Below are 24,555 nucleotides of genomic sequence, written 5' to 3' on the forward strand. Positions count from 1 at the left end.
TGGTTCGTAAATATCATCACTACTCTAGTCTATTACATGACCGGTAGGGGCCTGGAAGCCTTCTGAGTGGTTCGCCGTACTCCAATCAGCGGCGTCCTCGCGGACTTGCTTCTTGGACGGCTATCACATAGGTCGCATATTCCAAATGTCCTTGAAAACTGAATTGACATTTGGATGCGACCGTAAAGCGTTGGAGAAGGTGTCGCCAGAGGCGACGGATGAGGTTCACTACGACTTTTTCTGCGGCCGTAGGCCGAATGCCTTCTCCTTACCTGTTCGCTATGCGAACAGGAGAAGGGGAAGGGTGGCTGCGCCCAAGAGTAAAACGCAGCCGGGATGGGGTTCAAAAGTAGGATGTCTGTACCGCACCCGTTGAGAACGTCGACCAAAAATCCGGTACAGAGTTTTCTCCAGCTAAAAATTGCCCTTGGGCAATTTTTCCGTTGTTGGACTACCTAACGGTCCGCACTAGCCCCAAATGGGGACAAACCTTTCCCCACACAGGGGGAAAATGCCGCAACGCGGCAAAAGGGGCTTTCCCAGCCGTCACCCAAGCCTTTGCGGCCGACCGCCGCATACACCTAGCCCCGCTCCAGTTATAGAGCGGGGCTAGTATGGGGTCATACCTCACCCAGTATTATTCTTGCGGCTGAAAATTTTCAAATGCCATGTTCACTGATAACCAAGATTGGGCCAAGGGCAGGAGTCGTTTGCCGTTGGGTGTCAGTTGGGTGCCCCGGGAGCCTTGCTGCCGCAGGACCAGCTGAGCACCTACCTGGCGTTCCAGCTGCTTTAGCCGATAGCTGACGGTAGCCTGGGATACATAAAGCACCCGGGAGGCTTCACTGATATTATTGACCTTAGCAATGGTCAAAAACGTTTCTACCAAATCTTTTTCCATAGGGGATGCCTCCCATCTCAAATTATGGCGGTTTCGTTTTGGGTAACAAGAAGCGATGCTTCGGCAGAGGGGTTCAAGAAATAGAAACAGAGGGTTTTGAACAAGTCCAGAAGCATCGCTTTCAAGTTTCACAAGCAATAAGCCAATAAGGCGGAAGAAAACAGATTAGAAGCCGTATAGTTCGGCGGGATTGTCGGTCAGAGCCAGGCGTCTCAGCCGGTCACTGGGCAGCCATTGGGCTAGCAGTTCCACCAATTGGAATTCGTCCGGCTTTTTCTTTTCCGTAACATGGGGGAAATCCGTCCCCCAAACAATCCGTTGGGGAGCAAACTCGGCAATGGTACGGGCAGTTTTTGTAGCATCCACCCAAGGATATACGCTGGTGGTGTTCAAATAGGGACCGGTGAGTTTAATCCAGGTGTTGCCTTTTTCCAGCATTTCCTGGATGAACGTCCAAGCCGGGTCTTTGGTGCCCAGCACCGGATCCAGGCGCCCCATATGGTCAATGACAATTTTGCAGTCCATTTTTCGGATGACGTCAGCATGCTCGGCAATTTGGGCGGCGCTCATATGCAACTGGATATTCCAGCCCAGGTCTTTTACCCGTTCGCTGAGAGGGTAGCAGTCATCAAAGGAAACAACTGCATTTTTTGGGTTCCATACGCTAAAACGCAGCCCCCGTACCCCGCCTTCATGGAGCCGTTCCAATTCCTTATCGCTGACAGTGGCATCTACGACGGCAATGCCCCTTACGTTGGCCGGCCCGAACTTCTGGATGGCGTCTAGCAGGCAGGTATTGTCCTTCCCAAAGGGTTTCGCCTGGACAAATATGGCTCTAGGCAATTCCAGCTTTTCTGCAAGATATTTATAGGTTTTCACAGTGCCAATCTGGGAAGCTGCCTTACCATCATTGGGGAAAGCAGGATCAATAATGTGCAGGTGTGCATTGCATGCCTGGGGCGGCATGGTGAAACTGAATTTGTTTGTGCTCATAATACCCACAACCTCCGTTATTTTGTTAAGACCATGGTATCATGAGTGCTATGTAATAAAAAAGCAGTTAAATGGAACGATACCGCAACTTTAGGTTGCGGATTTTTTATGTCCTTAGATGCAACCTTTGGTTGCAGACTTACAAATACAAAGTGCTTTTCATTACATGGATGAAACGGTAGCATGTAGGTGAAGGCAAGATTCGGTTGATAATTCACTGAATTTTAGAAATGCAATAAAAGGAGGCAGTTCAATGGGAAAGACAGCCATTGTAAAAATTATGGAGCGTGCATCTGGCCATCCTGTCAAGGTAGGGGAACGGGTCTGGTGCCATGTGGACCTGGCTTCCGCCAGAGACTTCGGCGGTGCCAACTGCGTGCTGCAGTTTGAAAAGGAAATGGGCAAGGATGCCAAGGTATGGGATCCCAATAAAGTAGCCTATACCTTTGACTTGCAGACACCCTCCCATTCGGAAAAGGTATCCAATAACCAGAAAATCATCCGGGAATTTGCAAAAAGACAAGGTATTCCTCATCTGTTTGACATCAACCACGGCATCGGCCAACACGTTATGCTGGAAGCCGGCCTGATCAAACCGGGGGATGTGGTCCTGGGCACGGACAGCCATATGAACCTGCTGGGTTCCGTAGGCGCCTTTGCTACCGGCGTTGGCAACTCTGACGTAGCAGCTGCGTATGTGAAAGGCCTGTGCTGGTTCCGGGTTCCGGAAACTATGAAAATCAACATCACCGGTCATTTCAAAAAAGGCGTGTGTATGCGTGACCTGCTTACCAAGATTGTAGGCGACCTGGGTGCCGGCGGCATGGACTACCTGGCAGTGGAATTCACCGGCGATACGGTAGAACGGGCTACTCTGGCAGAGCGGATTACCCTGTGCTCCATGGTAACCGAAATGAGCGGCAAGGTTCCCCTGATTATGCCCAATGGCCCTGTACTGGATTGGCTGGTAGAACGGGCTGGGAAAGAAGTGGTGGACCGGGTGAAGGCGTTGTCTGCTGACCCCGATGCTGAGTACTGCCAGGTTCTGGAATACAATGTGGACGAATTGGAGCCCATGGCCTCCTGCCCCGATGCACCGGATAATGTAAAGACTGTCCGGGAAGTTGCTGGTACCCATGTGGACCAGGTTCATATCGGTTCTTGCTCCAACGGCCGCTACGAAGATATTAAAGCTGCCCATGACGTGCTTATGGCAGGCGGCGGTAAGATCAATCCGGGCACCCGGGTAATCATCACCCCCTGCACCACGGAAGTGGAACTGCAGTGCCTGAAAGACGGCTTCGTTACGGATTTCCTGAATGCCGGCATTGTTTTCACCAATCCCACCTGTGCCCTGTGCACAGCAGAACATTACGGTGCACTGCCTGCAGGGGATGTGGGCGTAGCCACCAACAACCGGAACTTCATAGGCAAAGTGGGCAAGGGGAGCCATACCTATCTGCTTTCTCCCATGTCTGCCATGGCTACTGCACTTCGGGGCTGCATCACTGACCCCCGGGATATTTTGAAATAGGGAGGAACGCAGAATGAGCAAACAAATTGGCCGTGCCTGGGTATTAAGCGATAACGTAGATACGGATTTGATTTATCACAACAAATATTTGGCGGAAACAGACCCCAAGCAAATGCCCCAATACGCTTTTGAATATTATCCGGGCATGGAAAACTTTGCCAAGGAAGTAAAACCTGGGGACTTTGTTGTAGCTGGTAAGAACTTTGGCTGCGGTTCCAGCCGAGAACACGCCGTATACTGCTTGAAATACGCCGGAGTACCCTGCATTTTGGCAGAAACCTGTTCTCGAATCTACTACCGGAATGCCATCAACAACGGTTATCCGGTCCTGTTCGTCAAGGGCTTGTCCCAGGGCATCAAAGACGGCAAGATCAAAAACGGCGATACCCTGGAAGTTGACCTGTCCACCGGGGAAATCAAAGACCAAAACACCGGTGTGGTTTTCCACGGAGATGCCGTCAGCAACCTGGAACACGAAATCATGGAAGCCGGAGGGCTGTTCCCCTATATGAAAGCCCACGCCAAAGAAGACTAAGGAGGCACACGAGTATGGAATTAAAGAAACCGGCCCTGGTCGGTACGCTGGAATCCAGCGATGTGCAGATTAAACTGTTTCCCAATCCGGGAAAAGGCATTGATATCGATTTGCAGAGCGTTGTAAAAACCCTGTTTGGTGATGCTATCGAAGCTACCATCCGGGAAGTCCTGAAGAATTTTGACGTAAAGGACGCCAGAGTAGAAGTGTACGATAAAGGCGCCTTGGATTTTGCCATCCGGGCCCGCATGGAATGTGCGGTCTGCAGAGCAGCTGAAATCCATTACGATTGGGGAAAGGAGGATCAACATGGCCAAAACTGAGCTGATGCGGACCTCCCTCTATGCTGGAGGTACCAGTCCTGTGAAAATGATTCAGGCTGGCTTCTATAATGAAGACTGCCTGGTTTACGACCTGGAAGATTCCGTTTCTTCTGGCGAGAAAGATGCTGCCCGTTTCTTGGTCTACAACGCAGTGAAATACCAGCGCCCGGCCGGCAAATATATCCTGATCCGGGTCAATGGCCTGTACTCCAAAGAATTGGACGAAGACCTGGAAGCAGCAGTACGGGCACAGCCCGACGCCATTCGCCTGCCCAAGGTGGAATATGCTGAGGAAGTCAAACGGGTGGATAAAAAAATTACTGCCATTGAAAAGAAGGCCGGCCTGCCTGTTGGCGGAATAGCCCTGTGGTGCAATATCGAATCCTATTTGGGCGTACTCAATGCCCGGGAAATTGCCAAGGCCAGCCCTCGGGTGGCAGCCATGGCCCTGGGTGCCGAAGACTTTACTGCCAGCATGAGCGCCCAGCGCACCAAGCCGGGTTGGGAAATCTTCTACGCCCGGAACACCATCCTGATGGCCTGCCGGGAAGCCGGTATTTCCGCCCAGGACGCCGTGTTTTCTGATATCAACGACAGCGAAGGCCTTCAACGGGATCTGGAAATGACCAGAACCCTGGGCTTTGACGGCAAAACCTGCATGCATCCCAGACAGATTGACAAAGTAAACGCTTGCTTTACCCCTTCCCGTAAGGAGATTATCAATGCAGTCCGAGTGCTGGAAGCTTTGAAGAAAGCTGCCCGGAATCATACGGGCGTTTGCACGCTGGACGGTGGCATGGTGGATAAACCCATGGAACTCCGGGCCCGCTCCACCTTGGCCAAAGCAGAGGCTGCTGGAATCAAGATCGGGGGTAACTTGTGATGATAGAAAATAGTTTAGGACGCAAACTGCCGGAAAAAATCGGCGATTATGTAGTAAAACCCTATCAGGGCGCCTATGTAACCCCAGCCCGGAAAGGTCCTGTGGTTACCAAGCGTACGGCAGGCCATAGAATTCCCGGAGATACCAAACTCCTGGGAAGCTTGGAGGAAGCTATCAAAGCCTCTGGCCTGCAAGATGGCATGACCATCTCCTTCCACCATGCCTTCCGGGAAGGGGACAAAATCATTGGTCAGGTACTTCTGGCCATCCGCAAACTGGGCATCAAGCATCTGCGTTTTGCCCCCAGCGCCGTGGTCAACATTTCCCAACCCTCCATTGTGGACTTTATTGAAGACGGAACCATCGACCGGATTGAAGCCAGCGGTATCCGCGGCCAATTGGGGGATGCTGTGTTGGCCGGTGAAATGGAAAAGCCGGTAATCCTCCGTACCCACGGTTCCCGGCCCCGGGCTATCGAAGCCGGCGAACTGCAGATTGACGTAGCCTTCATCGGCGCTTCTGCTGCAGACGATAACGGCAACTGCACCGGCCAAATCGGCCCCAATGCCTGCGGCTCCCTGGGTTACTCTTTCGTAGATGCCCAAAATGCCGGCTGCGTGATTGTCATCACCGACAACCTGGTGGAATATCCCTGCTGCCCGGTAAGCATCAGCCAACAGTACGTGGATTATGTGGTGAAGGTGGATTCCATCGGCGATCCTGCCAAAATTGGCGCAGGGGCTGCTCGGCTCACCAAGAACCCTCGGGATCTGATGATTGCTGAACGAACTGTGGACCTGATTTCCGCTTCCCGCCGCTTCAAAGACGGCTTCTCCTTCCAGACCGGCGCCGGCGCCATCCCCATTGCCATTACCAAATATCTGGCAGAACGGATGAAAGAACGGGGCGTCAAAGCCAGCTTTGCCCTGGGCGGCATTCCCGCAGCCATCATCGATATGTATGATGAAGAACTGGTGCGGGTGGTTGCCTGTAGCCAAAGCTTCGATAACGTAGCAGCCAGGGCCATTGTGGATCGTCCTGGGGTTATCGAAATTGACAACGCCGACTATTCCAATGCCTATAACAAAGGCGGCTATCTGAACCGGGAAGACTTCGGCGTACTGGGTGCCCTGGAAATCGATACGGACTTTAACGTAAACATCCTCACCGGATCCTCCGGCGAAATGATGGGCGGACTGGGCGGCGGCCCGGATGTAGCCGGCGGCGCAGCCATTTCCATTGTTACCATCCCCATCATCAGAGGCAGAACTCCTTCCGTGGTAAAACATGTGTTTACCCTGTGCACCCCCGGTGAAACCGTGGCAGCAGTAGTAACCGAAGCCGGAATTGCCTTGAACCCGAAACACCGGAATTACCAGGAACTGAAAGAAGATTTGGAAAAGACCTCTTTGAAACTGGTAACCATTGAAGAACTGCAGCAATTGGCTGAATCCCTGACAGGCGTCTATAAACCCATTGAAACCACCGACAAAGTAGCCGCCATTGTAGAATATCGGGACGGCACCGTGCTGGATGTAATTCGCCAAATCAAAAAGTAAACAGGATTATCCACACGGATGCCCCTTGAAGGCTGGTGCAATGATGAGAAAAACATTAGCTCAAGTCTTGGCGGACTATGCAGTGAATCTGCACTATGACCAATTGCCAAAAGCCTCCATCGAGCGCGCTAAAGAAGTTATTCTAGATGCCAGTGCCAACTTCATCAATGGACGATTTGATGCAGCTGCAGTACCCCTCCTGCAATATGCAAAATCAATCAGCGAAGAAGTTAAAACTGAAGCTACTTTCACTTTTTTGAGCGAGCAGGATTACGCACTTTCTACACGTGCAGCGATATTCGCTTATTGCGCAATGGGCAGAATGGCAGATATGGATGATGGCTTTAGTAAGGCAATGGGCCATCCTGGTTCGTTTCTGGTTCCAACATTACTGATAATGGGCAAGCTGCATAAAATCTCAGGTAAAGAAGCTATTGCAGCCCTTGTTGCTGCGTATGATGTATACGCACGGATTGCTGAAGCTTTAAACCCCTATATGCATAGGGAAAGGGGATTTGATGCAACCGGTGTATGTGGTTCTGTAGCAGCTGCGGCATTATTGGCCAGAATAATGAAATGCGATTCTGGCCAGGCCGCAAATGCTATGGGTTTAGCAGGGACTTTTTCTGGAGGAATTATAGAATGCCAGCAAGATGGTACCTCAGGAAAGTATCTCTGTGGAGCCTGGGCTGCGCTTAATGGTTTGCGTGCAGTAGATTTGGCAAGAGCTGGATTTACTGGATCACCGCAAATTTTAGAAGGGAAAAGGGGACTTTTCCAAGCCTTTCAAAGCAGCCATGGTTTTGAGACTGATCACGTATTGGATAGTTTAGGGAAGTTGTTTAAAATTAATGAAGTCTATTTTAAGCGGTTTGCCTGCCTGCGAGGTGTTCATGCAACTTTGGATGCAGCTTTGCAGTTAAAAGAAAGCTATCACCTGGTTCCTGAGCAGATTGAAAAAGTGGAAATCAGAGCATCCAGTTATTTGCTTCGTTTTGCAGAACCTTATCCCAAAACTGAGATTAGTGCACAATCCAGCCTGCCTTTTACAACAGCGGTAGTACTGCTTTATGGAAAGTTGGATTCCGCAGAATTTTTGAGAGAATGTTTAAAAGATGAAACTGTGTCTCGCTTTGAAGAACGAATTATCGTAAAATATGATTCTGACTTAGAAGCATATTTAAAAGAACATCCTTCACATTTTAGTGCCAGTAAAGTAGTTGTCTATACAAGCAGTGGGAAAATTCTGACCCACACTCAGCATATACCCATAGGAGAAACAAAAGAGACGAAATTCGGCTGGGATATGGTGGCATCAAAATTTACCCATCTTGTAGAAAAAACTCCATTTGGAGTTCTAAATCAGCAATATATTCATCAAATCCAGCAGTTAGAATATTGTAATGCTTTATCAGAAATATTTGTACTAAAGTAATAATCTGATTTGTTCTTACCCAAATGAAGTCAAGCTTTTATGAATACCCTATTTTTAAGGAGATGTTGAGCGTGAAAGTCACATTAGATTTGTATGCAACTGTTGCTTTGGCACTGTTCTTTTTCTATATTGGCAGCATTATCAAAAACCATCTGAAGTTCTTGCGGAAGTTTTGTATTCCTACACCCGTTGTTGGTGGTATCCTTTTCGCCGTCATTAATCTGATTTTTCATCAATACAACATTTTGCACTTAAAGCTGGATGCAGTCTTTCAAAACCTTTGCATGGTAGCCTTCTTTACCAGCATTGGGTATTCTGCTTCTATGAAAACTGTGCGGAAAGCTGGAAAACCCATTATTTTGCTGACTGTAAGTACTGCCATTCTTATTACTATGCAGAATATTATCGGCGGTTATACTGCTGTTGCTCTTGGCCTGCCCAAATTGCTAGGGCTCTGCCTTGGGTCTATTCCTCTGGTTGGCGGTCACGGCAATGCTGGCGCTTTTGGTCCGCAAATTCAGAGTATGGGTATTAATAGTGCTACAACGGTTGCAATTGCAGGGGCAACGTTTGGCTTAGTATTCGGTAGTTTATTAGGCGGCCCAGCAGCTGACTTTTTGATTAGAAAATTTAAGCTCAGTGGTACGAATGTAGTGGAAAAGACCTTAGAAGTGGAAAACGAAGGCGAAGGCTCTACAGACGAATTGAAAATTTCTGAAAAAGAATTTATCTCTCATGTGATGCTGATGGCTTTCCATATTTTCATCTCGATGGCCTTTGGTGTTGTATTGAACGTATTGATCAAAAGATCCACTGGCATTACTATTCCAGTTTTCCTTTGCTCCATGCTGGTGGCTGTGGTTATTCGAAACATTTCCGATTATACACATCTCTATCCCACCTACGAACGGGAAGGAAATATCGCAGGTTCTATTTCCTTGAATATTTTCCTGGCTTTGGCAATGATGTCTGTAGAACTGTGGCAGCTGATTGATCTGGCTGTTCCCATGGCAATCATTTTGCTGGTGCAAGTGATCACCACTACCGCTTATGTAGTACTGGTTACCTTCCCGCTGATGGGTAAGGATTATGAAGCGGCTGTAATGTGTGCAGCTCAGATTGGCTATGGTTTTGGGGCAACCCCGAACGCTATGATGAACATCGCTACTGTTGAAGAAAAATACAGCCCCGCACCACAATCCAGATTGGTTGTACCCTTTGTAGGCGGCCTGTTCACTTCACTGATTAATGCAGCATTGATTACCACCTTTATCAATCTGTTTGCATAAGGTATATGGAGGCATTCGAATGGAAGAAACAAGTGTAAGCAAACTGGTGAATTTGTTTGATGATATGTCTTATGAGCAAATTCCCCCAGATATTCTAAAGTTAACCAAAGAATACGTTGCCGATTTTATCGGAATCTTTTGTGCCAGCACCAAAAAGAGTATGTCTCGTCAATTGCATGAGGCGTTAAAAGACAAACTGGGCGAAAAGCCTGTTGCTGAGGAACTTGCCATGTGGATGGCAAGTTCCGCCAGAATGTTGGATATGGATGATGGCCATCGTTTTGCCATGGCTCACCCTGGTGTTGTAATACAGGCCACAGCTGCTGCCATGGCTATGACTCTGCCCAAAGAAAAGGTGGATGGGAAAAAATATCTGGAAGCCATTATTAAGGGCTACGAAGTATATTGTTGGCAGGGCCGGGTGATTAATCCGTCTGCTTATTTGGAAAGAGGCATAGATGCCACCAGTGCCTGCGGCGCTGCTGCTGCCGCAGTGGTTGCTGGAACCTTGATGGGCTTTTCCAAAAAACAGCTGGTGGATGCCATTTCCTTGGCTGCAGCCGTAATTGGCGGGTTAAATCAAAGTGCAATTGATGGATCTGCCCAAAAGTATCTTGTGGCTGGCTTTGGCGCGAAAGTGGGAATTGCCGCAGCTCAAATTGCAGCTTATGGTTTAGGCGGGCCTTCCCACGTATATGAAGGAAAATTAGGCTTTGTTAACGCCTTCTCGGCTCATCCAGACCGCGAACTGTTGGAAGAACCGAAACTGCGCTGGGATATTCAATATGCATATATGAAGATTCATGCCTGTGTACGACGTATCCATGCCACGTTGGATGCTGTGAACAAGATTATGTCGGATCACCAGCTGCGGTTGGAAGATGTAAAAACGGTTCAGGTATTTGGCGGACCTTTCCTTTATGATGCAGGAACCTACGACTCCAAAGACAGTGCACAGGCACAGACCAGCGTTCCTTATGCGGTGGCAAATCTGTTAAAGTTTGGGGTAGTACGCGATGACTATATGGAAGAAAATTTGCAGAACCCTGAAATTGCTTCCCTGTCCAGGAAAGTAATCGTATTGCTGGATTCAGAAATTGCAGAGATGGCCAAAAAAGATAAAAGTTTGTGGGGCGCAGCCAAAGTACGTATTACGACAAACGAGAACAAAGAGTATGAAGTCTTGAAGAAAATTCCTGATGGTGATCGCGAATCTCCGTTCCCTCCAGGTACCATTGAAAAGAAATTCCTGGGACATGTTCAAGAAATTGCTGATGCAGAGTATGCAAAGCAACTTTGGAATACCCTTGAGTCGTTGGAACAAGTGACAAGTCCTTCCGATGTATTGACAGAAATGCTGCATCGGATTAAGGAGGCTAACTAACAATGGATTATATAATCCCTAAGCGTTTTGCTCATTTTATTGCGGAGACCACATACGAAAAGCTTCCGCAGGATGTTATTCAGATTGCCAAAGAAAGAATTATGGATACCTTGGGAGCTGCACTGGCTGGTGCCTCCCATTGGGAATATAAAGAAAACTTCCTGCAAGCCTGCAGGAAGTTTGGAAAAGGCGATACTGCTGTTATTACGGGTGGTGCAAAAGAGTTCCCGTTGGCAAGAGCGGCTATGATCAACGCTACCTTTGCTCATGGTATTGAGTTGGATGATGGCCATAAAAATGCAGGCGTACATTGCGGCGCCGCGATTATTCCTACAGCGTTGACGTTAGGCTCTGCACTGGGCTGCAGCGGTAAGGAAATTTTGACAGCCATTGTTATTGGCTATGATATTGTCTACAGATTAGCTTCAAATATGGCACCTTACCAAATCAAGAAGGGGTTTCATCCTTCTGGTAATGATGACACAATTGGCTCCATGGCTGTGGCCGGAAAATTGCTGAATTTGACGGAAAATCAATTGGAGCAAGGTCTGGGCCTTAGCGCTTTGTATGCCTCCGGTTTAATGGAAGCTACTGTAACAGGTCAGGCTTCTAAATGCATTCAGGTAGGGAATGCTGTATATAACGGCATTGCAGCCGCTTATTACGCTCAGGAAAATATGGAAGGTTCCCTCAGCGCCTTTGAAGGCAAGTCTGGATTCTTTAAGGCCAAGTCAGAAAATGTTGATCCTGAAAAGGTTTGTGAAGGACTTGGGGAGAAATTCCTGATTGGTGATACCTATAGTAAAATGTATCCTACTGCCAGACATTCCCAGCCTGCAATTGAAGCTGTCCTTGATTTGGTGGCTGAACATGGCTTCTCTTGGGAAGCTGTTGAAAAAGTATGGGTAGGGACCCACCAGGTAGCCTACGACATGACCGGTATTATCAAAGCTCCGAAGGATGCCGGAGAAGCTAAATTCAGCTTAGCTTACGGCGTTGCCCTGGCCTTGCATGAACACTGCTTTGGCATTGCCCATTTGGATGAGCGTTATACACAGGACCCCATTAATATTAAGCTCGGTAATTTGGTTACTGTCGCAGTTGATCCTGATGTTCAAAAACTTTATCCAAAGCGCAGAGGTGCCAAAGTAAAGGTCTATTTAAAAGATGGTACCGTGTATGAAAAGGAATTGTATGATTTGAAAGGGTCTCCGGGTAATCCCATTGGTTGGAAAGAACTGGAGCAGAAATTCCGGATTAATACTGAATCTGTGCTGCCTAAGAAGGAAGCAGATACATTGCTGGCTTTGATTCAATCCATGGATGAAGCCAGTCAAATAAACCCGCTGATGGATATCCTGAACACCGCCCGCTAAATGGTGGACGGGTTCAAGTCAGCAAACGAAGCACATTTTCGTTGTACTAAACGGATAAAGTTTTTCCCATAATCCGGAAGGATCTTTTCCTTTAAGGTAACCAAGGAAAATTGATTGCGAGCATCCAAACCAGCAATGGGGAATACGTTTAAATGATGTTCCGGATGAAGCTGATTCATTTCTGCAATGGAGGGAAGATACATAGTCCAGCAAATGCTGGCTGCATAATCCCGGGCGGACATCATAAAATGGATATCCAATTGGGTTAGCTCCATGACACAATTCAGCTGCAGGTTCCGTGCTTGAGCGTAATTTTCCAAGGCAATTCGAGAATTAAAGGTCTTGCGATTGAGAATAAATGGCACCTTCTGAAACATTGCCAGATCAACACCTTTTGCAAATTGCTCTTTGCAAGCAGGATAATTATCCGGAAAATATTGTGCCAGCATATTGTCAGAGATGACCAGGTACAACTGTTCATTCAGCAGCGGTTTGGATATTAACTGATGATGATCGACACCATCTTGATTAATGAGGACAAGATCCAATTCATTTTTTAAAACCCGATCCGTCAGTTCTTTTGAAACAGCGTACTCTACATCTAACAACACCTCTGGATAGAGAGCTTTGAATTCAGAAATCAACTCAGGAATTAACACCCGGTAGCGGCCTTCCGTTGTCCCTACACGGATACGGCCCTTCTTTGAAAGGCGGATATCTTCCAATTGGTTGTCCAGATTCTGTTCGAGAAATTGAACTTGCCGGAGCGTGTCTAACATCGCATGGCCTGCTGGCGTTAAAGTGAGTTTGGGGGTTCGTTCAAAGAAGGCAACATTATATTCCTGCTCCAGATTTTTAAGATATTTACTGAGACATTGGTGGGAAATATAAAGCTTATCTGCTGCATGGGAAATGCTCTTTTCTTCCGCAAGTGCAATAAAGTATTTGTAGTTGTTAAGCATAATGTGCTCCTTTCAAGATTTATATACTTATTTTATCGTTTCAAAGGCCTTCTTGCAATTATAAATTGCAAGAAAAAATAAACCATGAAATAAAAAGTTTCAGAACAAATTCTGAGAAAGAGGGTAATGATCATGACGAATTATAAACCCAATCGTAAAATCCCTGCTGTGTATATGCGCGGGGGCACTTCCAAAGCTGTTTTCTTCCATGCGGAAGATCTGCCGCAGGATGAAAAGGAACGGGATAAGGTGATTCTGAGTGCCTTTGGCTCTCCTGACCGCCGGCAGATCGATGGTATGGGCGGCGCCAACACATCCACCAGTAAGGTTGCTGTCATCAAAAAGAGCAGCCGTCCCGGTATTGACGTGGACTACGACTTTGGCCAGGTAGATGTTATGGCCCCCATTGTAGGCAAGACCATGAACTGCGGGAACATTTCCTCTGCAGTTGGCCCTTACTCCATTGATGAAGGTCTGGTCAAAGCCGTGGAACCTATCACCGAAGTGCATATCTTCAACACCAATACTAAAAAAGAAATTATTGCTCAGGTCCCTGTTAAAGATGGCAAAGCTGTAACCGAAGGAGATTTCGCCATTGACGGTGTACCGGGCACTGCTGCCAAAGTAACCCTGAAATTCGTTTCTCCCCAGGGCGCTGCCAGCGGCAAACTTCTGCCCACCGGCCATGTAAAGGACACCATTGAAGTAGAAGGCAAAACCTATGAATATAGCTTTGTAGATGCTGCCAACCCTGTTATCTTTGTGCATCCCGAAGACTTCGGCGTAAAGGGCACGGAAATCCCCAGCGAATTCAATGCACTGCCTAATTGTGCAGACATCTGCCGGAAACTGGAAGTCATTCGCGGCACTGGTGCTATTACCCTGGGCTTTGCCAAAGACCTGGAAGACGCCAAAAAGAACAGCCAAACCCTGCCGAAGATTGCTTTTGTAACCAAACCGGTGGATTACACCGCAGGCAGCGGCAAAGCCATTGGCAAGGACCAGATTGATATCGTGGGCCGCCTGTTCTCTGTAAATATGAAAATGATTGATGCCTATATGGGTACCGGCGCCATCTGCACCGTAACGGCTGCCAATACCCCTGGTACCATCGTCAATGAAATCGTTTGCGGAGACGGCAAGAACCCTTCCAATAAAGTAACCCACATTCGCATTGGGCATCCTTGGGGCATTATGGATGCTTACGCAGACCTGAAGGATAACCCGGATGGAACCCATACCGTGCTCAGCGGCAACCTGGATCGGACTGCCCGCCGTATTATGGAAGGCTATGTATACGTCCGTGATTGATGCAGCCTAAAGAAGCACCAGCTGCCTGCCTAGCAAAATACAAAAACACTCTCTTTAGGCAGGCCATAGGGGGAGCTGGGTGGAAGTAGAACGCAGCAATTGAGGAATATAGCAAAAGGACGAGAACAGAAATGCTCTCGTCCTTTTGTAATGTTTGTCATTGAAGTTGAGGCTGGGGGCCCGACCCACACCAATACCCCGCAGACCGCACGACCATTTATAAGCTCCAACCTTTATGCGGCCGCATCCAAACAGCCAAACAAATTCTGCAAGTGGCTGTTTGGATAATAAGGCCCATGCGATAGCCGTCCAAGAAGCAAGTCCGTCAGGACGTAGCTGATTGGAACACGGCGAACCGCTGGGGGAGCTGTCACCGCAGGCTGACTAAGGGAGTCGTATCCATTTCTCAAGGCTTTGGCCGTAGAGAAATGGAATATACGACCCCTGCGACAGCCGTCCGTGAACCGAACCCGCAGGGTGAAGGCGAATGGAATACGGAGAACCGCTAAATGCCGCAAAGCGGCAATGGGGGCTTGCCCAGCATTCCATATATTCTTAAAAATCCAGTACATCTTAAAAAATATAAAAATATTGATATTTATTTCTTATAATACATGTTTCAAATATTCGTTTTGGCAACCAAGTGACAACCAAGTGACAACCAAGTGACAACCCAATATAAGTTAAGTTAAGATAATGTAAGTTAAGATAATATAATATAAAAAACATAAAAGCTTGGTGTTTTATATTTACATAGCACTACGTAGCTACAGATATACAGTTTTACTCTCCGTATAGCTTATATTTACCCGCTTACAGTGTATTACTCCTTCTGCTCTACAGAACGTTTACCACTTCGCTGCTTACCCAGAAAGCGCTTGCACACAGGCTCTGCCTGGGCTTTGCGGCACTGGTCTGGGTAATCCGGGTAGGGAGTCCTGGCGGCTATTTTGCAGTCGGCAAATGGAGATCTTACCAAATTTCGTTTTTAACGGGCGAAAAGCGTGAAATATGACCTCGGGTATGGACTGTATACAAAATACTGTTTCTGGACTGATTTTGGGCGTAATAGGGCTATTTGTACTTTTAAGATATACCCCATATTTATATTTATCTGGATTTTATTATAGCTAGCAGGGCCATGTCCTGGGGAAAATATTTCGTTAACCTGCTATGTGCAAGTATGAAACATAAGGCGCTCTTTTTGCCAATCGCAGAATAATAAGCCAAAATCAAGGCAGCTTCGAAGGGCTGAAACAATCGAGAAACCTAGGCACAGCCTATTGTTGTGTAGGGAATGCAAAAGTGAAAGAGCGACAATAAAAAACATAGAAAAGAATATTTTGTTACGCAAAGTACGTTCCGCGAGGAGCAAGTTTCACTGTGCATTTTTGACAATTTCGATTATATCATGATATTGCGTAATTGCAAAGAATGTCGAAAAATAAATTTGGGGTGAGGATTGAAAGGCCAAAATAGGAAAAGGTGGAAGTGATGAAGTATTGTATTTGTTGAAAGGCTGCCAAAATGAAGGCGGGTATTAGAAGGAAATTGTTTAAAGTCTGCTATTACGCATTGTTTCTGCAGGAACAGTGAGTATAGCAGGAGATTCTACTGTCATTTTGTTTTTGATTGTGTATTTACCAATTAATATAATTGGAAGCATACAAAAAATGGATATTTTACAACGTTAGATTTCTAAATATTCATTAAATACTTATTTGCCTTCTGTACTTAACTTTCCTACTCACTAAATCGACTTTAATAATAGGGAAGCCGTATTATACACTTGTATGTTTGGTAGCCTGGGTGATAAAATTGACAGTATAAAATGTATATAAAATACTAGCTATAGTTTAATTGCACTAATGGTTTTACTCAGGGATTGAGGGGAAATGCATGATTCTTTATAAGAATACGGCTTCTGCTTTTTGTAATGCTGTTGATGATAATCATATTGTGGATGACCTGGAAAATGCTTTCCTGACTCAGGTAGGGCATGGGGTGTCACCCAATGAAAAGAATTCCTGGAATAATTCCTTGCAGTTTATGGAGCGGGTAATTCGTAAGTCTGCGATTCCTGCGGATAGTGGTATTTTGTTGGAATACAATATTCCGGCTACTTCCAAGCGGATTGATGTGGTAGTCAGCGGTCATGATGAAAAGGAACGCAAGAACTTTGTCATTATTGAGCTGAAGCAGTGGAGCGAAGCAGAAGCAACGGATATGGACTTTTTGGTTCGTACGTATGTTGGTGGAGGCAAACGAGTGCTTCCGCATCCTGCTTATCAAGCCTATTCCTACAAGCAATTTCTGAGGGATATGAATACAGCGGTTGCGGATTCAACTCTGAATCCGTATTCTTGTGCCTATTTACACAATTATCATAAACAGACGCCGGAGCCGTTATTGGAAGAACAGTATGCTCCTATTTATGAGGATACCCCGCTTTTCTTTGCTTCGGATACCAAAAAACTGGAAAAGTATCTGGCGGAACGAGTGGGCAAGGGCCAGGGGATGGAAATCCTGGACGATATTGATTCCGGCAAAGTCAGACCTTCTAAGAAATTTATTGAATACGTTGCGGATATGCTTGACGGAAATCCGGTGTATACCTTGCTGGATGAACAGCAAGTGGCTTATGCGACTATTTTGTCCTATGCTATCAAGGCTGCGAAACGGACAACTATCATAGTGAATGGGGGACCGGGAACAGGGAAATCGGTAGTAGCCATGAATGCTTTTGTTGCGCTGCTAAAGAAAGGAAAAAATATTCGTTTTGTAGCGCCCAATGCTGCTTTTCGCTTGGCGATGGTTGATACCTTGGGTAAGGGTCGGAGAAATAGTAAAAAGCGGCTGAATGAACTTTTTATGGGTTCCTCAGCTTTTGCGGCTGCTGCTCCCTTGAGTTACGATGCAATTTTAGTGGATGAAGCTCATCGGCTGAAAGCTAAGGGCGCCTATATGTATAAGGGTGAAGGCCAGGTAGAGGATATCATTCGTTCTTCAATGGTCAATATCTTTTTTATTGACGATCATCAGCGCATCCGACTGGAAGATGAGGGTTCTGTCGCTTTGATTAAGGCGATGGCCCAAAAGTACGGGTCCGAAGTACATGAAGTAAAATTGGAGGCTCAGTTCCGCTGCGCCGGAGCAGAGGGCTTTTTGAATTGGGTGGAACATACTCTCCAAATTCGGGATACGGCCAACTTTGACGGTTGGGACAAGGAAACCTTTGAGTTCCAAATTATGGATTCTCCTCTTGCGTTGGAAAAGTATATACAGGAGAAAAATCAGCAGCATTGGAAGGCAAGAATGCTGGCTGGTTACGCCTGGCATTGGTCCACTGCAAAAGAAGGGAATCCTGATGCGGAGATTCCCGATGTCTGTATTCCAGAATTCAATTTTGCGCGGCCTTGGAATAGCCGTAAGAATTCTACTAATTGGGCTATTGATCCAAATATGCAGAATCAGGTTGGCTGTGTGCATACGTCCCAGGGACTGGAATTTGACTATGTAGGTGTCATTATTGGCAAGGATTTAATCTATAATCCGGAAACCTATGCCATTGAAGCGGTCTACAAGAATTATTGTGATGCTACGGGAAAGAAAGGTTTGAAAAATAAACCTGAAGAGTTGACCAAGCTGATTAAGAATATTTACCGTATATTGCTGTCCCGGGGAATGCGCGGCTGTGCAGTTTACTGCTGTGATAAGAATCTACAGGAATATCTGAAGAGTCGTCTGAAAAACATAACTTAAAAGGGTGGAAGGAAATCTTGGATTAGCATAGGCCGGAATATTCCGGACCATCTCTTTCACCTTCCCGGACTTTTTAGGCCACCTTGCCGGAGGCAGTAGTCCAGGTGGACTTGTAGGAATTTGCAGGCCCTGTGTCGCTTTCTGGGCGACCCACAGCTGGGGAAAGCTTGCTATACTAGGGGCAGAAGGGAAGGTGTTGTGTTATGAAGAAACTATTGTGGCTGGTGCTGCTTCTGTGTCTGAGTACTGGAACGGCGTTTGCGGCAGACTGGCAGCGGTTGGAAGAATCGGAATTAGGTGATGGCGGTGGCTTTATCGATATGGCATCCCTGCAAAAGGATGATGAAAAAGCCGTGGTGTGGCAAAAATACATCTATCCGGATGGGAAAATTGCCTTGCAGCAACTTGTCATAAAACATAAAGAAAGAAAAGATGCGCTAAAGGCAAAGTATGTTTTCGATGCTAATGGGAAAAGGAAAACAATTTATGAGGCTAAATCTGAAGCCGCTTTGTACTTCCGTGATATTTACCCCGAATCAGATGGTGAAATACTTTACACTCATTTTTGGCCTAATGAGATCAATACTTTTCCCGACCGATGGTATTATTTGGGAATCAACGACAGAGGCAATAGTTTTTATGTAGATAATTCCACAGTACAAAAAGATTCCGCATACGCTTTTGTATGGACAAAATCTGCGAGCCCAAATGGAACCTGGACTATTGCACACTATTTTATGAGACGCAAAGAAAGAACGTATACGGTACCAATCGCCTATTCTCTAGTTTACCCCGGAAAAGACGGGTATATAGATGCTGAAGGCTTTCCCAATGATGTGGAACTCATTCTGCCAGATTCGCTGGAAGAAAAGTTGTATGATGCGATTTGGTGAGGAGAGGCGTTGGGCGTAAGGTGCTGAGATATTGCTGCGGGCAATGTACATTATAGGCGTGGCGCTGGGGGGGCCTGGAGCCTTGGGGTTTTGCGAGGGCATTTTAGTGGGAAGATGGGTGTGCGATTTCTAATGTAAAATACGTCCCTGGATGAACAGAAAATTGGAAAGAAGCTGTTCTTTGCAAATTGAATAGCTAAGGAATTAAGGAAGGATGTAAGTGATGATTAGAACAAATATTATTACATTACTTATCACATTGATTATGGGAGTTTGCGTAAGCTGCAAAACAGGCGGTCTTGTCCAAATGGTAAAAGATGGAAGGTCTGCTGCTTATAAAGAAGTGCAATTGCATGGCACTGCATCAACTATGGAGGTAAAACTTCCTTTCAAAATAGCATCTGAAGGGGAAACATATCCGATTCCGGAAAATGATGTGCAGCATATGTCTCATCGTAAGGCCTTTGTAAAAGATAATGGAATTTTATGTTTTTATACTATAGCAGATAAATATAAAAACGATGATGTAAACAAACTAATAGAAGATGATAATACAAGTAATATCATACAAATGTTTGAAAAGCGTTTACAGAGTAAGGGAAATGAATATTCAAATTTAAAAATAAACGGCCAAAAATTAACAATTAGCGGAATTCCAGCTTTATTAATAGACATGACAGTTGATTCAGATAGTCTAGGAAAAAAGAAGGTAAAAATGCTAGTTATTATAAAGAACAATGAATTATGGGCCGCTGCATATGTGTACTCAGAGGATGATAAAGAGACAGAGGCGAAAGTCATTGATTCTATAAAGAATATCAGGGTTAAGGGGTAGTTTTTATGTATTGCTCTAAATGTGGGAAGAAAATAAAGGATGATTCTGTATTTTGTTCATATTGCGGAGCCAAAGTAATTCCACTGGCCGTAAAAATGGGTGATTCTTCTAGTATCGGGACACAAGAAGAACCACAAGAAAAGGATGAGATCAATTTAGATTTGACAATTCCAGATGCGGTTGAATCTTCTAATAATGGTACACAAGAAACGGAATTGGGGCACGAGAATGATGAAGAAGAGAAAAAACCTTCAAACCAGAGGAATGGCTGTTTATTATGGATCGGCTTTTTTGTGGTTTTTGCGGTTATAAGGAGCTTAGGAAACTTGGTTGCTGAAGGCGATTTAAATGTAAATCCACGGGTTGAATATACCGTCCCTGGTATTTTTACGGCAGTAATTGTAGCCTATATTTTATGGTATTATACCGGATATAAAGATATTTCGTCAGTCACTAAAAAAATAGCCGGGATCATACTTCTTGTAGCAAGCGTTATATGGGGTGTAGAAGGGGCAGTAGGATGCGGGATTTTCTTTTATGTTGTATATCGTTTATCTAAAAGCCGATAAAATCAGGTTGCAGGTGGGGAAAGCTTGCTATATTACTGGAAAGAAGGGAAGATGTTTATTGTGAAGAAACTAATGGGGCTGGTGTTGCTTCTGTGTCTGTGTACCGGGACAGCGTTTGCGGCGGATTGGCAATACTTGGGGGAATCCCAGGATGGGGCAGCCAGTGAATTTATTGATACAGCTTCTGTGCAAAAAGATAACAATGAGGCCGTGGTGTGGAAAAAATATATAACCCCGGAGGGTAAAAGTATACTGCAGCAGCTGGTACTAAAACGGAAAGTCAAAATGGCTGCGGTAAAGGCAAGGTATGTTTTTGCGCCTGATGGGACAAGAAAAATTGCCGACCTGGTGAAATCTGATTCAAAGCTGCGCTTTTTTGAGTGTTACCCTGAATCCGACAATGAAGTGATTTACGCCTATCTGTGGCCCCAGGATATCCATACTTCTCCTGACAGATGGTATTATTTGGGGACCGACAACGGGGGATGTAATTTTTATGTGGATAATTCCACCGTGGTAAAAGGCACCGAATACGCTTCGGTATGGACAAAAAGGCTGAGCCCGAAAGGTACCTGGACCATAGCGCACTATACTATGAGACGCAGAGAAAGATCGTATACGGTACCGATTGCGTATTCTCTTGTGCGGCTGGGAAAAGGCGGGTACATTGATGCGGAGAGTTTTGCTAAGGCCGCGTATCCGATCCTGCCGGATTCGCTGGAAGAAAAGCTGTATGATGCGATTTGGTGAGGGGAGTCGTTGGGCGTAAGGTGCTGAGATAGGGGTTGTATTGTTAAAGGTTCTTAGTGCTGGTACAAGAAGAACCTGGATGCGCTGGAAGGATCCCAGAGTCTTGGGTGCATAATTCGAGAGGTATCATTTTCGATAGGGCACAGATAGGGGGTACGACTTGAAAAAGATTGATAAAACGGATACGTTGCAGAAGATTTTGGAGAACCGGCATTTTTCGGTGGATTATTTTCAACGGGAGTATCGGTGGGGCAGAAAACAGATTGAGCAGATGTTGTCGGATTTCCAAAATACGTTTGAAGAATATTATGATCCGGAGAATCACGATTCTACGGTAGAAGTGGCTCATTATGGCTACTATTATATGGGGTGCATTATTTGCACTGAGGGTGACAACAAAAAAATCATTGACGGCCAACAGCGATTGACTTCGTTGACGCTGCTGCTGATTTACCTGCAAAATCTTCAAAAGCAACAGGGTCTTTTTGGGTTGGATAAAGGTGTAGACTTAAAGTCTCTGATTTATTCCGATGCGTATGGGCAAATGAACTTTAATATATACGTACCGGAACGTATTCCCTGCATGCATGCTCTGATGGAAAATGATGCTGTGTATGAGCCTGACAACGAAAGCACCAAAAACCTGATGAATCGGTATCAGGATATTGAAGAGTTGTTTCCTGAGGAACTAAAAGGGGAAGCGCTGACCTACTTTATCTATTGGCTGAAGGAGAAGGTTCTGCTTTTGGAAATTGATACGCCTTCTGAAGATGAAGCCCATACGATTTTCCTGACCATGAATGACCGGGGCTTGAGCCTGAACAGTGCGGAAATGCTGAAGGCATACATTATCCAGCAGGTGGCTGAAGCAGACCGGCTGGAAGTAAATCGCAAATGGCAGGAGAATATCAATGCCATCAAAGCCGCCAGTGCCAACGATACCAGTGGCCAGGTCAATACGGAAGATGTGGAATTTATCTCCATCTGGCTGCGGGCCAAGTATGCTATGACCCTGCGAGAAAGCAAAAAGGGGTCCAAGGATAGGGACTATGAGCTGCTGGGGGAAAAGTTCCATTCTTGGGTGCGGGATTATGCCAAGGAAAAAATGCATTTGGCCAAAAGCAGCGACTTTAAGTATTTCGTTATGAAGGAAATGTCCCGCATGACAGGACTGTACCTACGGGTAAAACAATACGGGGCAAAGCTGACTCCCGGCTTTGAGGAAGTTTTCTACAATGCCAACCGGGATTTGGGCTATCAGACAATGCTCATCCTGGCGACTGTGAAAAATGATGATCCGGACGAAATTGTCGATAAGAAAATACGGATGGCTTCCAAATTTGTGGATGATTTTGCGTCTGTGCGTATTTTTAATTTTAGCCGGGTCAATTGGAATACCAATAAATATCTATTGTTTAGGGTGCTCATAGATACCCGCAACCAGGATTGCAAAACCATGGGTCTGGTATACCTTCGGGAATTAAGAAGAATGGATGCAAACCTGGACGGAATTACCAATTTTGGCCTGAACCAGTTTACTTCCCGTTACATGCTGCACTTTTTAGCCCGATTTACTTCTTATGCCAATGTGCTCATGGGAAATCAGTCCGATTTTAATGTCTATGTAGACCGGAAGCGGAAGGGAAACACCTATGATATCGAGCATATTATGCCTAATAAACACCAGGATTATCTGGAGGCTTTCCCCGACGAAGAAGACTTTCAGAAAGCTCGTCAATCCATTGGTAATCTGATAATCCTTACCAGGGATAGAAACCGCAGCTATCAGGCTATCCAGTATGAGGAGAAGGTTAAAAACTATAGTGCGGATAATGTTCTGGCAAAAGCGCTGAATCCAGACTTCTATAACCATAATCCGCAATTTATCAACAAAGTGGCAAACGTCTATGGCTTCAAACCCATGCCTAAGATTACAGCGGATAGTATTGCGGAACGGACAAATATTTACCTGCAAATGGCCAGTGATATATGGAATCCGTTGGATATTAAGGAATTGGCAGGAGGCTGGACGCCGGAAGAAGAACGGGAATTTTTTAAAAATGTCCAGCCCAAGGAATTTACTGTCAGCTACAAAGACCGGAGCTGGGCGGATGCACTGCAGTACGGTTTCTTGTCCGCTAACAATGAAGCCAGCGGGCGCTATTTGAAAAACATTCAGACAGGGGATTTGGTTTTCTGCCTGATTGCTGGTTTTGGCTTTGTTGGTATTGGGAAATGTGTGGATTCTGCTGTCGAGATGACTAAATTTACCGTAACGGTAGCTGGAAAGCGGGTCCCTGTGGCACAAGCACCTTGGATCTCTGAACCGGACAAACAGAAGTTGAACCCTGAAAAAGAAATTTTTATCCGGGTCCAATGGCTGAAAACAGTGGCTGATCCCGCAGACGGGTATTGGGAGAAAGGCCTTACCAGCGTGCCGTTGGTGGCCTATACTTTGTCGAAAAAGGATACGTACCAGAAAGTCAAAGCGCATTTTGGGTATGAAGAAAAGTAAAGGAAAAGCTTGATAATTGCAGGGATGGGTGATGAGCGTTACTTAGCCCTTCGAGCATTTTGGATTTGAACTCCATCCGCCGGCAAGTTTGCCGGCACCTTCCTCTTCTCCTGTTCGCATAGCGAACAGGTAAGTGGAAGGCAGGCGGCCGGTGGCCGCAATACTTGGGCAAACCTCATCCGTCGCCTCCCGGCGACACCTTCTCCAACGCTTTACGGTCGCATCCAAATGTCAATAAAGTTTCTCAAGGACATTTGGAATATGCGACCTATGTGATAGCCGTCCAAGAAGTGAGCTCGAAGAGCGAAACTGATTGGAGCACGGCGAACCACTCAGAAGGCAGTCTTAACCACTACTGGTCAATTGTTAATCGTTACGATAGCTTTACCACTACATTCACTATCAAAAACACCTACAGTACAGGCCAGCACTACCCATGCCCTCCCCGCCTAACAGGAAGGGGAGGGCCGGCCAATCTAAGAATCCAAGGGCCCGGGGTGGGGAAGGTTCCTTTTGCGGCGCTGGCGCCGCCATATATTCCATCTTGATTCCTCAACAGTTTGAAGAACCTGGATTCCAAACTTCAAACTGTTGAAAGTGCTCCTTTTCCTTCATTGCTGCAGCTTATCGTGACTCGAATCTCTTCGATTTCACGCAAAAGTATTCTCATTTGACCAATTTAGCTGTGTGGGACTCCTTCTGCGGCGCTGGCGCCGCTATATATTCCATCTTGATTCCTCAACAGT

The 24,555-nt window shown here is 46.1% G+C and carries 19 protein-coding genes; 16 read left to right on the plus strand and 3 right to left on the minus strand.

The window, feature by feature from the left end:
* Positions 1 to 637 precede the first annotated feature (637 nt).
* On the minus strand, positions 638 to 901 hold the full coding sequence (locus DW089_RS08000; protein WP_105325474.1) for a LysR family transcriptional regulator: 264 nt from the start codon (positions 899 to 901) through the stop codon (positions 638 to 640).
* Between the two features lie 165 nt (positions 902 to 1,066).
* Positions 1,067 to 1,894, minus strand: a complete 828-nt coding sequence (locus tag DW089_RS08005) for an amidohydrolase (protein WP_105325475.1) — start codon at positions 1,892 to 1,894, stop codon at positions 1,067 to 1,069.
* A gap of 253 nt (positions 1,895 to 2,147) precedes the next feature.
* Here DW089_RS08005 and DW089_RS08010 point away from each other — a divergent pair, with 253 nt between their 5' ends.
* The 9 genes from DW089_RS08010 (at position 2,148) to DW089_RS08050 (ending at position 12,212) form a co-directional block, all read left to right on the plus strand.
* Positions 2,148 to 3,428 (plus strand): aconitase/3-isopropylmalate dehydratase large subunit family protein, encoded by a 1,281-nt coding sequence (locus DW089_RS08010; RefSeq protein ID WP_105325476.1) that lies wholly within the window; start codon positions 2,148 to 2,150, stop codon positions 3,426 to 3,428.
* A 13-nt stretch (positions 3,429 to 3,441) separates the two neighbouring features.
* Positions 3,442 to 3,963: a 3-isopropylmalate dehydratase small subunit gene (gene leuD / locus DW089_RS08015; protein WP_105325477.1), complete on the plus strand. Its 522-nt coding sequence runs from the start codon at positions 3,442 to 3,444 to the stop codon at positions 3,961 to 3,963.
* Positions 3,964 to 3,977: 14 nt separating this feature from the next.
* Positions 3,978 to 4,286 carry a citrate lyase acyl carrier protein gene (citD, locus tag DW089_RS08020; RefSeq protein WP_118287055.1) on the plus strand — a complete coding sequence of 103 codons (309 nt, stop codon included), beginning with the start codon at positions 3,978 to 3,980 and terminating at the stop codon, positions 4,284 to 4,286.
* Positions 4,273 to 5,169, plus strand: a complete 897-nt coding sequence (locus tag DW089_RS08025) for a CoA ester lyase (RefSeq protein WP_118287056.1) — start codon at positions 4,273 to 4,275, stop codon at positions 5,167 to 5,169. The genes citD and DW089_RS08025 overlap by 14 nt, the downstream gene beginning before the upstream one ends.
* Positions 5,169 to 6,728 carry a citrate lyase subunit alpha gene (gene citF, locus DW089_RS08030; protein ID WP_105325480.1) on the plus strand — a complete coding sequence of 520 codons (1,560 nt, stop codon included), beginning with the start codon at positions 5,169 to 5,171 and terminating at the stop codon, positions 6,726 to 6,728. The genes DW089_RS08025 and citF overlap by 1 nt, the downstream gene beginning before the upstream one ends.
* A 40-nt stretch (positions 6,729 to 6,768) precedes the next feature.
* Positions 6,769 to 8,163 (plus strand): MmgE/PrpD family protein, encoded by a 1,395-nt coding sequence (locus DW089_RS08035; RefSeq protein WP_105325481.1) that lies wholly within the window; start codon positions 6,769 to 6,771, stop codon positions 8,161 to 8,163.
* 71 nt (positions 8,164 to 8,234) lie between these two features.
* Complete coding sequence (gltS, locus tag DW089_RS08040; protein WP_158572346.1) at positions 8,235 to 9,452, plus strand: sodium/glutamate symporter; 1,218 nt, start codon at positions 8,235 to 8,237, stop codon at positions 9,450 to 9,452.
* Positions 9,453 to 9,471: 19 nt separating this feature from the next.
* Complete coding sequence (locus tag DW089_RS08045) at positions 9,472 to 10,836, plus strand: MmgE/PrpD family protein (protein ID WP_118287058.1); 1,365 nt, start codon at positions 9,472 to 9,474, stop codon at positions 10,834 to 10,836.
* 2 nt (positions 10,837 to 10,838) lie between these two features.
* A complete protein-coding gene (locus tag DW089_RS08050) occupies positions 10,839 to 12,212 on the plus strand; it encodes an MmgE/PrpD family protein (protein WP_105325484.1) in 1,374 nt (457 codons plus the stop codon).
* Here DW089_RS08050 and DW089_RS08055 read toward each other — a convergent pair.
* Positions 12,209 to 13,174, minus strand: coding sequence for a LysR family transcriptional regulator (locus tag DW089_RS08055; protein WP_118287059.1), 966 nt, complete (start codon positions 13,172 to 13,174; stop codon positions 12,209 to 12,211). The two genes, DW089_RS08050 and DW089_RS08055, sit on opposite strands and share 4 nt — an antisense overlap.
* A 132-nt stretch (positions 13,175 to 13,306) precedes the next feature.
* On the opposite strand from DW089_RS08055, the gene DW089_RS08060 reads away from it, so the two are divergent.
* The 7 genes from DW089_RS08060 to DW089_RS08090 all read left to right on the plus strand — a co-directional run bounded on the left by DW089_RS08060 (position 13,307) and on the right by DW089_RS08090 (position 23,809).
* Complete coding sequence (locus tag DW089_RS08060) at positions 13,307 to 14,485, plus strand: 2-methylaconitate cis-trans isomerase PrpF family protein (protein WP_118287068.1); 1,179 nt, start codon at positions 13,307 to 13,309, stop codon at positions 14,483 to 14,485.
* Between the two features lie 1,899 nt (positions 14,486 to 16,384).
* A complete protein-coding gene (locus DW089_RS08065) occupies positions 16,385 to 18,247 on the plus strand; it encodes a DUF2075 domain-containing protein (protein ID WP_118287060.1) in 1,863 nt (620 codons plus the stop codon).
* 203 nt (positions 18,248 to 18,450) lie between these two features.
* Entirely contained in the window at positions 18,451 to 19,140 is a 690-nt protein-coding gene (locus DW089_RS08070) for a hypothetical protein (RefSeq protein ID WP_118287061.1), read from the plus strand.
* A gap of 220 nt (positions 19,141 to 19,360) precedes the next feature.
* On the plus strand, positions 19,361 to 19,975 hold the full coding sequence (locus DW089_RS08075) for a hypothetical protein (RefSeq protein WP_147351157.1): 615 nt from the start codon (positions 19,361 to 19,363) through the stop codon (positions 19,973 to 19,975).
* A 5-nt stretch (positions 19,976 to 19,980) separates the two neighbouring features.
* A complete protein-coding gene (locus DW089_RS08080; protein ID WP_118287063.1) occupies positions 19,981 to 20,544 on the plus strand; it encodes a zinc ribbon domain-containing protein in 564 nt (187 codons plus the stop codon).
* A 51-nt stretch (positions 20,545 to 20,595) separates the two neighbouring features.
* Positions 20,596 to 21,294 carry a hypothetical protein gene (locus DW089_RS08085; RefSeq protein ID WP_118287064.1) on the plus strand — a complete coding sequence of 233 codons (699 nt, stop codon included), beginning with the start codon at positions 20,596 to 20,598 and terminating at the stop codon, positions 21,292 to 21,294.
* A 160-nt stretch (positions 21,295 to 21,454) separates the two neighbouring features.
* Positions 21,455 to 23,809 (plus strand): DUF262 domain-containing protein, encoded by a 2,355-nt coding sequence (locus tag DW089_RS08090; protein ID WP_118287065.1) that lies wholly within the window; start codon positions 21,455 to 21,457, stop codon positions 23,807 to 23,809.
* Positions 23,810 to 24,555 lie beyond the last annotated feature (746 nt).

It is taken from the genome of Acidaminococcus sp. AM05-11 (genome assembly GCF_003472805.1).
In the GTDB taxonomy this organism is placed as follows: Bacteria; Bacillota; Negativicutes; order Acidaminococcales; family Acidaminococcaceae; genus Acidaminococcus; species Acidaminococcus hominis.